General features: G+C 71.0%; 12 protein-coding genes. 8 read left to right on the forward strand and 4 right to left on the reverse strand.

Annotated features, from left to right (window positions below; genetic code table 11):
* Positions 1–947: cysteine hydrolase family protein (locus HY703_12725; protein ID MBI4546057.1), on the reverse strand; the 947-nt coding region annotated here is incomplete at its 3' end.
* Positions 948–1,241: 294 nt separating this feature from the next.
* Here HY703_12725 and HY703_12730 point away from each other — a divergent pair.
* The 7 genes from HY703_12730 (at position 1,242) to HY703_12760 (ending at position 6,396) form a co-directional block, all read left to right on the forward strand.
* Entirely contained in the window at positions 1,242–1,457 is a 216-nt protein-coding gene (locus HY703_12730; protein MBI4546058.1) for an addiction module protein, read from the forward strand.
* Positions 1,458–1,802, forward strand: coding sequence for a type II toxin-antitoxin system RelE/ParE family toxin (locus tag HY703_12735; GenBank protein MBI4546059.1), 345 nt, complete (start codon positions 1,458–1,460; stop codon positions 1,800–1,802).
* A 2-nt stretch (positions 1,803–1,804) separates the two neighbouring features.
* Positions 1,805–1,945 carry a hypothetical protein gene (locus HY703_12740; GenBank protein ID MBI4546060.1) on the forward strand — a complete coding sequence of 47 codons (141 nt, stop codon included), beginning with the start codon at positions 1,805–1,807 and terminating at the stop codon, positions 1,943–1,945.
* A gap of 29 nt (positions 1,946–1,974) precedes the next feature.
* Complete coding sequence (gene bcp / locus HY703_12745; protein MBI4546061.1) at positions 1,975–2,430, forward strand: thioredoxin-dependent thiol peroxidase; 456 nt, start codon at positions 1,975–1,977, stop codon at positions 2,428–2,430.
* Between the two features lie 324 nt (positions 2,431–2,754).
* The gene (locus HY703_12750) at positions 2,755–3,756 is read left to right on the forward strand and encodes a homoserine kinase (GenBank protein MBI4546062.1); all 1,002 of its coding nucleotides are present in this window, start codon (positions 2,755–2,757) and stop codon (positions 3,754–3,756) included.
* Positions 3,753–4,820, forward strand: a complete 1,068-nt coding sequence (locus HY703_12755; protein MBI4546063.1) for a threonine synthase — start codon at positions 3,753–3,755, stop codon at positions 4,818–4,820. The genes HY703_12750 and HY703_12755 overlap by 4 nt, the downstream gene beginning before the upstream one ends.
* 430 nt (positions 4,821–5,250) lie before the next feature.
* Entirely contained in the window at positions 5,251–6,396 is a 1,146-nt protein-coding gene (locus HY703_12760) for a radical SAM protein (protein ID MBI4546064.1), read from the forward strand.
* Positions 6,397–6,427: 31 nt separating this feature from the next.
* Here HY703_12760 and HY703_12765 read toward each other — a convergent pair whose 3' ends face one another.
* Both HY703_12765 and HY703_12770 read right to left on the reverse strand, forming a co-directional pair.
* The gene (locus HY703_12765) at positions 6,428–6,598 is read right to left on the reverse strand and encodes a hypothetical protein (protein MBI4546065.1); all 171 of its coding nucleotides are present in this window, start codon (positions 6,596–6,598) and stop codon (positions 6,428–6,430) included.
* A 40-nt stretch (positions 6,599–6,638) separates the two neighbouring features.
* The gene (locus HY703_12770) at positions 6,639–9,419 is read right to left on the reverse strand and encodes a zinc-dependent metalloprotease (GenBank protein ID MBI4546066.1); all 2,781 of its coding nucleotides are present in this window, start codon (positions 9,417–9,419) and stop codon (positions 6,639–6,641) included.
* A 431-nt stretch (positions 9,420–9,850) separates the two neighbouring features.
* Here HY703_12770 and HY703_12775 point away from each other — a divergent pair, with 431 nt between their 5' ends.
* A complete protein-coding gene (locus tag HY703_12775; protein MBI4546067.1) occupies positions 9,851–10,174 on the forward strand; it encodes a hypothetical protein in 324 nt (107 codons plus the stop codon).
* An 80-nt stretch (positions 10,175–10,254) separates the two neighbouring features.
* Here the strand turns inward: HY703_12775 and HY703_12780 are convergent, their stop codons facing one another.
* Entirely contained in the window at positions 10,255–11,310 is a 1,056-nt protein-coding gene (locus HY703_12780) for a dipeptide epimerase (protein MBI4546068.1), read from the reverse strand.
* Positions 11,311–11,395: the final 85 nt, after the last annotated feature.

The raw sequence follows: 11,395 nt of genomic DNA on the forward strand, positions 1-11,395 counted from the left end.
GCGCCGGGCCGGGCGGGGTCGGGCACGGCCACGGAGGACATGCAGTCCCGGAGGATGTAGACCTTGCGGGCCAGGCTGGGGTCGACCTGGCCGAGCAGGTCATCGATGGTGCTCTTCACGCAATGGCTGGCCGCCTGGCCGGCGATGATCAGCGCATCCGCCGCCGTCAGCGTCTCCAGGAACGCCCTGCTGCGGGGTGCGAGCGGCTGGCCATCGAACGTGGTCGTCACCTCCGGGCCGAGCGCGGAGTAGTACTCGGTGAGCGGAGTATCGCCCTTCACCTGGATGGAGGCGGGCGCCCGGCGCGCATAGGCGTGGAACATGCGCGCCTCGTGGACCACACCCACCAGCGTATGCCCCTCGCTCCCCAGGATGCAATGCGGCGGCCAGAGGTAGAGGCGGTACTTCCCCCGGCGCCCGAGCTTCTGGCAGTAGTGCTCCGCGTGCTTCCGGAGCCAACCATAGTCGCCGTGCGCGACCCAGTCCGCGACCGCCGGGTTGGGACGCAACTTCCCCGCCTGCACCTCCGCTGCGCTCACCTCGCGGTGCGGCCCGGGCGGCTGCTCCTGCTCGTCCAGCCAGAACTCGGGGGAGAAGATCTGGTAGGGGTAGTGCGTGTCCAGCGTGCAGGTGAGGCGGCTGATCACGCCCAGGTTGCGGTAGATGAAGCGGGCCGTGCGGTCATTGTCCTCGAGCGCGCCGCGGCCGCTCCGCCCGCCGACATAGAGCGCGCCCTCGGGGAAGCAGAAGTCCTTCTGCACGTCGATCAGCAGCAGGTGAATCTGCCGGCGGTCGGCCGCGGCAGCGGGTAGGCCGTGCTCCGCCCGCCAGGCGGTGGCCCGCTCGAAGAGCGCTTGCTGGTCCGGGCGGTAGCCCCAGGCCGAGGCGTGGCGCGGGTCATAGAAGTCGGGGACGGGCAGCTCGGCAGGCGCGCTGCTGGCGGACATAGGGCAAGTCTCCTGCGGCGATGCACGAATCCAGAGAGCGTTGGGACCCGTGGCTGCCCCGTCCCCCACCCCCCAGGCCCGCCCGGGCAGGAGGTGGGGCGGCGGCCGGCCCGGCGAGACCATCGCTAACATATGCCGACGAGAGGATCCCGACTACCCCGCACCCTGGCGGGCCCCAACGTCCTCGCGCGAGAAGGTCCCGGCCCCGCGCAATTCAGCTTGCGGGCGCAAGACGCACCAGCGCGCAGCACGGCGCCTTGCGGCAGGGTATGTTCACGCTTACACTTTTGCCATATGAGTGGTCCGATCGCGGTCGACGACCTCACCGCCGAAGAGCGAATCGAGCTCATTGGGAGGCTGTGGGACAGCCTCGACCCCGCCGTCGCTGCGCCGATCACGCCCGCATTAGCCGCCGAGCTGCACCGCCGCGAGGCGGAAGCTGACGAGGCGCCTGAGGCAGGCGATGACTGGGCAGACATCCGCGACGAGCTCCGCAAGAAGCTTCGGTAGGTGCGTCGGCTCCGTGTTCGCAAGATCGCGAGGGCCGAGATCGTTGCTGCCTTCGAGTGGTATCTCGAACGCTCCCCCGCTGCAGCGCAACAGTTCCTCAACGCGGTAGACGACGCGATGACACTTATCGCAGAAGCGCCCGAGCGTCACCCCATCGTTCGGGGTTCATCTTCGTCGCGTTCTCCTGCGGCGCTTCCCCTACGCAGTCTATTACAAGGTCTTCCCGTCGACGATCAGCGTCGTAGGCGTGATTCACGGGCACCGCCACCCGGAGACGTGGTTGCGGCGCGCTGCGCCCTAACAAGCCGCTGCAGACTGACGAGCGGCTTGGGGACCGTGAGGTGAAGTTGGAACGATTCTCCAACGCCGCTCCCGGGGACGGCGCCGCGCTTCAGGAGGCGAGGCAGGTGGGCGAGCTGCCCGGTGCTCGAGGTGGCGCAGGCGACACGGGTGGGCTGGATTGGCTCCAACTCGGCCGTCTGATCTGAGTGCCAGGCCCTCGCCTCAGGAGACGAGCATGCTTCAGGAAAACGATCCCGCGCCCGAATTCGAGCTGCCGGCTGACGACGGCTCGACCGTGCGCCTCTCGGATTTCCGGGGCCGCAAGGTTGTCCTCTACTTCTATCCCAAGGACGATACGCCGGGGTGCACGACGCAAGCCTGCGGGCTACGGGACCGGCTGCCGGAGCTCGAGGCCCGCGGCGCCCTGGTACTGGGTGTGAGCCCCGACTCGCCGGCTTCGCACGGCGGTTTTCGGGACAGGTACGGCCTGCCGTTCCGCCTGCTGGCCGACACCGAGCACAAGGTAGCGGAAGCCTACGGCGTGTGGCGGGAGAAGAGCATGTACGGCCGCAGCTTCTGGGGGAACGAGCGCACCACTTTCCTGATCGACGAGGCCGGCCGCATCGCGCGCATCTTTCCGCGGGTCAAGCCGGCCGAGCACGTGGACCTGGTGCTGGGGGCGCTGAGCTGAGCTGCCAGCGCCTTGCGGAAGGCCAGCGTTGCTCCCCTGCCGACCGCGCACAGCGGGTTCGTGTCGAAAGCCGCACCGTACCTGTGCCCGCTCTTGAAGCACACCGTTGCGCCATGGAGGTACTTTCACTGCGGAGGACACGGAGGGCACGGAGGGGCGGGAAGCCTCGCCAACGCCGCTGGATCCCGCGCTCCCGGCGCGCGCGGCACCGAGCTGATACGTTCTCGAAATTGCGAAACAGTTACTGAGCCCCTGTTGAACACGGATCCTGCTCACGAGCAATTCTCCGACCAACCGCGGCGTGGGAGGTCCCGGCCGGAGGCGTTGCAGGCCGCGGCCGTGCGGGTTCCGGCCAGCACCTCGAACCTGGGCGCGGGCTTCGACGCGATCGGTCTGGCGCTGGACCGCTACCTGACCGCTCGCTACGAGCGGGGCGCCGGCGAGCTGCGCGTCGAGCGCCGCGGCACGCTGGCCCGGCTGGCCGTCTCGCCGGACGAGGACGTGCTGGTCAGGGCCTTCCGGACGAGCTGCCGCCGGCGCGGCCTGCCCGAGCCCAGAGGCTGGCTGGTCGCGGACTCCGGGATCCCGGTGGCCCGAGGCCTGGGTTCTTCGGCGGCAGCCGTGGTCGCCGGCCTGGCCCTGGCCGCCGCTGCCACCGCACCACACCTGCCCGACGGGGACACGGCGGGACCCGGGGAGATGGAGACGGGACCGGGGGAGGCGGAAGCAGCCCATGGGATCGCAGGGTTCGACCGGCAGGCGGCGCTGCGCGAGGCGGAAGCGCTCGAGGGCCACCCGGACAACGCCGCGCCCGCGCTGCTGGGCGGGCTGGTGGGCGTGGCCCGGGACGGCGCGGGCCGGGCAGGGGCCTTCCGGCTGCCGCTCTCCCCAGCCATCGCCTTCGCGTTCGCCGCGCCCGGCCTGGGCGTGGCCACTGCCGAGGCACGGGCCGCGCTGCCGGCCGCCGTACCGCACGCGCTGGCGGCCCGCGGGCTGGGCCGGGTGGCGGCCCTGGTCCGCGGCCTGGAAACCGCGGACCCGGAATTGCTGCGCCTGGGCTTCTCTGACGAGCTGCACATGCCCTACCGGCTGCCACTGATCCCGGGCGCCGCCGCGGCGCTGGCTGCCGCACAAAGCGCGGGCGCCTGGGCGGCCACCATCTCCGGCAGCGGCTCCGGGCTGATTGCGGCGTGCCCGGCCGGCCAGGCCGCGGCGGTCGCGGAAGCCATGGCGGCGGCGTTCCGCGACGCGGTGCGGGAAGGCGAGGTCATCTGGTTTGCCGCGTCGCCCGACCTGGAAGGCCTTCGCTTCCTCACGCCCGTATGAGCCCGCGAGCCCGCCCGGGAGTGCTGGCCCGCTACCGCGAGCTACTGCCCGTCACGGCACGCACACCCGCGCTCACGCTGCACGAGGGGGATACGCCGCTGCTTCCCGCGCTGCGGCTGGCCAAGTGGGTCGGCGTCCGGGAGCTCTACCTCAAGTACGAGGGGCTGAACCCGACGGGCTCGTTCAAGGACCGGGGCATGGTGGTGGCGGTGGCGAAGGCGGCCGAGGCCGGGGCCGAGACGGTGCTGTGCGCGTCCACCGGCAACACGGCCGCCAGCGCGGCGGCGTACGCGGTGCGCGCGGCCATGCAGGCCGTGGTCCTGCTGCCCCAGGGTAGCGTGGCCGCGGGCAAGCTGGCGCAGGCGGGCATATACGGCGCGCGTGTGCTGGCGCTGGACACCGGGTTCGACGGCTGCCTCGACATCGCGCGCGAGCTGGCCGGCCGCTACGCGGTCGCGCTGGTCAACTCGGTCAATCCGCACCGCATCGAGGGGCAGGCCACGGGCGCCTACGAGATCTGCGATGCGCTGGGCGATGCGCCCGCGGTGCTCGCGCTGCCGGTGGGCAACGGGGGGAACATCACGGCGTACTGGCTCGGCTTCCGCCGCTACCAGGAGCTGGGCGGATCCCGCCAGTTGCCGCGCATGCTGGGCGTGCAGGCGGCGGGCGCGGCGCCGCTGGTGCTGGGGCACCCCGTCGAGCGGCCGGAGACCGTGGCCACGGCCATACGCATCGGCCGGCCCGCGACCTGGGAGCCGGCCCTGGCCGCGGCGCACGACTCGGGCGGCGCCATCCTAGCCGTCGAGGACGAGGAGATCCTGGAGGCCTACCACGAGGTGGCCCGGCGCGAGGGCGTGTTCTGCGAGCCGGCATCCGCCGCCGGCATCGCGGGCCTGCGCCGCGCCGTGCGGGCGGGGCAGGTCGAGCCGCAGCAGCGCTGCGTCTGCATCCTGACCGGCCACGGCCTCAAGGACCCGGAGCGCGCGCTGGCCGCGAGGGTGAACGTGGTCGAGGTCGGCGGCAGAAGCGAGGACGTCGCCCAGGCGCTGGGCTGGAAAAGCTAGCGGACGAAAAATTTCACTGCGCTGGAATCATCCGGAGCCGGCATCAAGGGGTGGGCTACCCCCTAGGAATCCGGCGCCGCCTGGCTCTTGTCTCCCCAGCGCGGGCGGAGCGCCGGGTAGCCGCGGGCGCCGCAGCCGGGGCAGCGCTCGGCCAGCGACCAGATGGTCCTGCGGCAGTGCGGGCACTGGGCGCGGCTCCCTTGCGTATCGCGGCCCTCGAGCCGGGACGGCGCGCCGCAACCCGCGCAGGCGGACGAACGTCGCGGGAGCTCCGCACCGCAAATAGCGCAGGTGGACACGGGCAGCAGTATGCAGGCTCCCGGGCCGGAACGCCAGCCTTCACTTCCGGACACCCGACGCGCTATCTTCGGGCCCGTCTCCCGGGCTCCGTGCAAGCCCGCCCGGGCGCCGCGCCTAAGAATGCCGGGCGATGCAGGACAGCGCCGCGCCCCGACGTCGCAGCATCCCCACACTTCTCGACCGTGAAGAGGCGGAAGCCATGAACATTACCGGCCGCATTGCCGCGAAGATGCTGTTCCGGGGCATCCGCAACCGCATCGAGCAGCGCCCGCTCTCCGTCTCCTTCGAGATCACGCACGCCTGCACGGCCAACTGCTGGCACTGCAACTGGGGCGGCCCGGTCAAGGGCGAGAAGCGGCTGGGCGCGGAGGACTACGCCCGCATCTGCCGCGATCTGCGCCCGGTCGTCGCGCACATCTCGGGCGGCGAGCCGCTCGCCCGGAGCGACGTCTACGACATCGTGCGCGCCATGGCCAGGCCGGGCGATCTGCCCTGGATGGTGATGGTGAGCAATGCCTCGAATCTTACGGTCGAGAGATACCGCCGGCTGCGCCAGGCGGGGATCAACCAGTTCTCGATCTCGCTCGATTTCCCGGACGACCGGCACAGTGAGTTCCGGCGCATTCCCGGGCTCTTCCAGAAAATGGACCGCGTGATCCCGCGGCTGGCGGCACTGGGCAACAATGACGTCTCCCTCAATGCCTGCATCACGGCCTGGAACTTCCGCGAGGTGCCGGAGATGGTGCGGCTGGCGAAGCGCTGGGGCACGCCCATCAACTTTTCCGCCTACACGCCGCTGCGGCTCAGCGACCTGCGGGGCATGCCGGCGGAGGAGACCTATGCCGAGCTGCGGCGCGTGTTCGAGACCGTGATCGCCATGAAGCGGGCGGGGTACCCGGTCTATACCTCGGAGCGCGTACTCTGGAAGTTCTACCGCTTCCTGACCGGGGGAACGATTCCGGGCTGCCAGGCGGGCCGCCGCTTCCTGGTCATCAACCCTGATGGCCGGCTCACTCCCTGCGCCATGGTCATGGCCTACCACACCTCGCAGCGGACCATGCTGCGGGAGTTCACGCGCCACAACACCTGCGAGATGTGCTACATCTCGACGCGGGCCAACACGGAGAAGACGCCGTTCGAATTCGTGGCGGACAACCTGCAGCTGCTCCTCGAGCGCATCTTCCGGCGGAGATCCCGGCTGCCCGATACCACCCTGCCCTGGGCTGAGGAGGCCGAGGCCGATGCCGTAGCCGAGGAGCTGGCGTCCGCCGACTAGAGCCCTTGGCCCGAAAAGACCCGCCAGAGCTTCAGGCGTTGACCAGGCTGCGCTCGCGTGGTGGCCATTTCACGACGCTATCCAGCGCGAGCGCGCCTGGCCCGGTCAGCGCCAGGGCCGCAGCACCCGCGCAGAGGAGGAGGACCAGCTCGATGCCGCCCTCGGAAGCGAAGAATCCTCGTTTCGCGTGGACGATCAGCATGGCCACGAACACGTCGGTCCATGGGTCTGGCCTCCTGCGCTCAGTTGGAAGTGGGCTCGCGGGACGGGCGGGCCGGCCGTTCCGCCTCCAGTCCGGCCTCCAGCGCCTTGGCAATGCGGGCGCGGCTTTCGACCAGGTGCGCGCGCGTGTAGTCGTCGGCGGCGGCGCCGGCCGCCAGCCGCCGGGCGATGCGCTGGTCCAGCTCCTGGAGCCGCAGGCGCGCGACCGCGCGCGCGTCCGCGGGCATGCGCGTCGGAGGCGTGACCAGGATCTCGGTCATGCGGTCCAGGTAGGCGCGCTGCAGGTCGCGGCGCGTCGCGCGGATCGGGCGCGCGCCGTCCGTCCACAGCTCGCCCCAGACGGTCCGCGTGATGCCCGCCAGCAGCTCGGGGATGGTGAGCACGTCCGCGGGGCCGTACTTCAGCTCGGCGTCGCGGATGCGGGCGAAGAGCAGCGGGCTGGTCATCTGCTCGAGCAGCGAGCGCTGCAGCTCAAGCACCTGCTCGAGGAACGGGTAGTCGATGCGGCCATCGAAGTTGTTGGTCTCGCCCCAGTGGCTCCAGCGGTTGGCGCCGAAGCGGGCCAGCACGGCGCGCGGCAGCTCGAAGACCTGCTCGCCGAACGCGTGCTGGCGCAGGAACTCGAGCGCCTCCTGCTGCTTCGCCTTGGGCACCTTGACCCAGGGCGCGCGCCCGCCCGGGTCGCCCACGTGGTCCCGATAATGGTACTGCCCGCCCAGGTACTTGACCGCGGGAGCCAGCGCGCGGCCGTACTCGTTGAGCAGGCTGCGGAACGCGTCGGTCACGTCGGCGTAGCGGGAATTGTCCCGCAACACGTTCTCCGCCAGCGCCGGCCAGAGGCCGGAGAGCAAGCGGGTGCGGCGCTTGCCCCAGGCCAGCGGGTCCGCGCTCAGGTCGTAGACATTGACGGTCGGATCGAGTGCGCCCGGGCCGCGCGCGTCGTCGTCCGTGCCGTAGGCGTGGCCGGGACGCGCCGCCTCCCGCGCCAGGGCCGCGGCGCGCGCGTCGTCGGGCGTGTAGCCGTAGCTGATGGCCCAGACGTCGTAGGAGCCGACAGTAGGGTTGTAGAAGTAACCGCTGCTGCCCTTGGCATCGAGGTTGACCGCCGGGTACTCCATGACCGAGCTGAACACGCCGCGCGCCTCCGCCCACTCCGCGTCCGGCAGCTTCTCGAGCGGCGTGTCGCTCGAGGAGCGGAAGTTGTGGCGCAGGCCAAGCGTGTGCCCGACCTCATGCATGGTCACCCACTTGAGCGCCTGCTCTACGTACTCCGCGGGTACCGGGTCGCCCGGCCCGATGTCGCCGGCGGCGGCGAGCAGTGCACGCAGTGCGGCGCCCTGCTCCAGCAATGCAGCGCCCAGCGAGGCCGCCTCACCCCCGGCCTCGAGCCAGTCCAGCTCCCCCGGGGTGGACTCCAGCATCTCGCTGACCACCTGGCTGGGCCGGACCATGGTGCGCCAGGCCCGCCTGAAGCCCAGCACCATGTTGCCCTCCATCAGGATGTCCGCATCCAGGACCTCGCCCGTGCGCGGGTCCACGGTCGAGGGTCCGATCGCGCCGTAGCCCGGCTGGTCCGAGGTGTTCCAGCGGATGCTGGCGTAGCGCAGGTCCTCCGCGTCCGCGCCCTCGGGGAGCGGCTCGGCGCGGATCGCGTTCCTCCAGCCGGCCGCCTCGAAGGCGCGGTTCCAGGCTTCGACGCCCGCCTTGATGGCCGGCCGGTACGGCTCCGGGATACCCGGATCCAGGTGGTAGACGATGGGCTGCATCGGCTCGACCGGCTCGCCGCGCGCCGCCGCGGCCGGGTCCTTCGGCTCCAGGCGCCAGCGGTTGATCCAGCGCTGGAAGAAAGAGGCGCCTTCGTCTTTGGAAAAATCCTTGTGCGCGGTCAGGAAGTAGCCTACCCGGTCGTCCGCGGCCCGGGGCTGCATGGGCCGTTCCGGCAGCCGGGCCAGCGAATAGTGCACCGTAACCGGGACGTAGCGGCTATCCGGAACACTGGTGAGGCTGCCCGGTGTGAGGCTGCCCGGCGTGAGGCTGCCCGGCTGCGGCGGCCGGAACGTCAGCTTGGCCCGGAGGTTCAGGTTGTCCGGGAACGACTTCACCGCTTCGAGGTAGCTGCGCGAGCGGTCGAAGCTGGCGCGACCCGGCTGACCCGGCCGCTCCTCCCCGGCGCCCAGCCGCTCGCCCACGGCCGAGAGGTCGGAGACCAGCCAGTCGTGCACGTCGATGACCAGCGCCGAGTCCTCGCGCACCGACTCGATGCGGGCCGACTCGAGCACGGAGGCGCCGAAAGTGAGCTGCACCGCTTTCTCGACCGCCGAGCCGGGCGGCGCCACGAACCGGTGCGGCCGCTTCAGCAGGAAAACGCGGTCGCCCTGGCGCTCGAGCGCGACGATGTTAGCGTCCCGCGTCAGCATGGTCCCGCCGAAGATGCCGCGGGCGCCAATGCCCTGGGCCACGGTAAAGGTCAGGATCAACTCGCGGCCCAGCCGGTCCCGCGGGATGGCAAGGTAGAGATGGTCGCCCTTCTGGTAGCTGTCGAACAGACCGGTCCGGGCGGTCGCGCCGCGCGTCAGCTCCGCAAACGGCTTGAGCCCGTCCTGAGACCCGGACTGCGGCCGGGCCGCCGCTTGCTGTTGGGGCGGCTGCTGCTGCTGCGCCGCGGAACGGGTCGGCTGCTGCTGGGCCGCGGGCTGCAGGGGCTGTGGCGGTTGCGGCTGCGGCTCCGGTGCCGTGCGGCCGGATCCGGAGGCACAGCCCAGGGCGGCGGCCAGGGTAAGGCCGGCAACGAGTCGGTTCATGGAAGTCTCCGCGAAACAGATGGAAGGGAATGTCAGCTAGACGCAGGCGCGTCCCGGCATGTTAGGTCTTGCGGTCCGCCCCGGCCAGTGCTGCAGGCTGCGCTCGAGGGCGCGGAGCGCGACCAGCCGGGCCCGCGTCCCCAGCGGGGGCGTTGTGGGCGGCACGCGAGCGGTACCTGGACGTCGCGGCTTGCGTCGCGCGCCGGCCCGCGCCTATGCTAGAGGGCGCGATCCCGCCGCTTTATCTGACGAAGGGATACTGACTTAGGCAGACCTCGTGAAGGGGCCTTGACATTACGCCTGGGATCCGCGACACTTTAGTTGCCATTTGTTCCCCGCCTGACACGCCGCGAGGCCTCGGGCGGGGTTATTTTTCAGCTGGCGGTGAATGAACGCCGAGCCTCCTGTCAAGCGGGCCTTCGTGTTCGTCGATGGCCCTCTTCCACTCGGCGCGCGAGGCCTTCGGCTACACCTACCCGAATTACGACATAGCGGCCCTCGCCCGAGAGCTCTGCGCGGGACACGGTTGGGCGCTCACCGCGGTCCGCTTCTACACCGGGATTCCCAATCTGTCCGATAGCCCCTTCTGGCATCACTTCTGGACGCACAAGCTCTCGGCGATGGGCCGGCAGGGCGTGGTCGTCTTCAGCCGGTCGCTGCGGTACCGCAATCGTACTATCACGCTACCTGACGGAAGACAGCACACCTTCCGGCTCAGCGAAGAGAAAGGCGTCGATGTCCGGCTCGCGCTCTGAAAATGGCCAGCAAGGTCGAGCGCGCCGCTTGTACCGGCTGGCAGGAGTTGGGCAGCGCGGGTCGCGGAGTTTGCGCGCGGCTACCCCGAACGGCTCGCTCGGGGTGAGGAAACCACCCCCAATCCCGGCTCGGTGTTGAAGCGCAGCCGCCCGTCGGGCTCGAGCCCGGGCCCGCGGAACGGGTCGTGGGCCAGCAGCGCGGCGCCGTCCAGGTCGACGTAGTCGGCGAGCGGCGCGAGCTGGACGGCCGCGGCGATGCCCAGCGTGCTCTCGACCATGCAGCCCAGCATGACGCGCAGCCCGTGCGCGCGCGCCACGTGTACCATGCGCAGCGCCTCGCGCAGCGAGCCGCATTTGGCCAGCTTGATATTGATCCCGTCCACGCAGCCGGCCAGGCGGGGGATGTCGGCGGCGATAAGGCAGGACTCATCGGCAATGATCGGGATCCGGGCGCGCTCGCTCACCCGCCGCAGCCCTTCGAGGTCGGCCGGAGGCAGGGGCTGCTCGATCAGCTCGATACCCTGCTCCTCGAGCAAGGGCAGCATGGCGAGCGCCCGGTTCACGTCCCAGCCGGTGTTCGCGTCCACGCGCGGCGTGGCGGCTGGCGCCTCCTCGCGCAGCAGCCGCAGCACCTCCTCGTCCCGGTCCGTGCCCAGCTTGACCTTCAGGATCGGATACCCCGCAGCCTCGCGCAGCTTGAGGCGCATGCGCTCCGGCTCGTCCAGCCCGATGGTGAACGACGACTTCGGCGCCGCCGCCGGATCGAGCCCCCACAGCCTCCACACCGGCACGCCCAGGCGCTTGCCGGCCAGGTCATGCAGCGCCGCGGAGACCGCGGCCCGGGCGGCGGCATTGCGCGGCACGGCCCGCTCGAGCTCCTGCTCGAGGCGCTCGAGCGCGAAGGCGTCGTCCCCCCAAACAGGCTCGAGTACCGCGGCCAGCCGCGGCAGCACGGCGACCACGGTCTCCGCCGTCTCGCCGTAGTAGGCGCTGGGCGCGGCTTCGCCCCACCCCTCCAGCCCGTCCCGGTCCCGGAGCCGCACCCACACCGAGCGCCGCACCTCCGGCGCAGCCGCGCGCGCGATATGGAACGCGTGGCGGGTGCGCAGCTCGATAAGCTCGAATTCCAGATTCACGGTTTACTGTATTCGGCCACGGACCCGCCCGCGCGCCGTCGCTTCTGGTGGAGTCCAGAGCCGGCGCATGACCGCTGTGCCTCCC

Source organism: Gemmatimonadota bacterium (assembly GCA_016209965.1).
In the GTDB taxonomy this organism is placed as follows: Bacteria; Gemmatimonadota; Gemmatimonadetes; order Longimicrobiales; family RSA9; genus JACQVE01.

Bases quoted from the DNA above. Each gene is read 5' to 3' on its own strand.
- HY703_12765 (MBI4546065.1), bottom strand. From the start codon at position 6,598: ATGCTGATCGTCCACGCGAAACGAGGATTCTTCGCTTCCGAGGGCGGC.
- bcp (MBI4546061.1), top strand. From the start codon at position 1,975: ATGCTTCAGGAAAACGATCCCGCGCCCGAATTCGAGCTGCCGGCTGAC.
- HY703_12730 (MBI4546058.1), top strand. From the start codon at position 1,242: ATGAGTGGTCCGATCGCGGTCGACGACCTCACCGCCGAAGAGCGAATC.
- HY703_12755 (MBI4546063.1), top strand. From the start codon at position 3,753: ATGAGCCCGCGAGCCCGCCCGGGAGTGCTGGCCCGCTACCGCGAGCTA.
- HY703_12770 (MBI4546066.1), bottom strand. From the start codon at position 9,419: ATGAACCGACTCGTTGCCGGCCTTACCCTGGCCGCCGCCCTGGGCTGT.
- HY703_12760 (MBI4546064.1), top strand. From the start codon at position 5,251: ATGCAGGACAGCGCCGCGCCCCGACGTCGCAGCATCCCCACACTTCTC.
- HY703_12775 (MBI4546067.1), top strand. From the start codon at position 9,851: ATGGCCCTCTTCCACTCGGCGCGCGAGGCCTTCGGCTACACCTACCCG.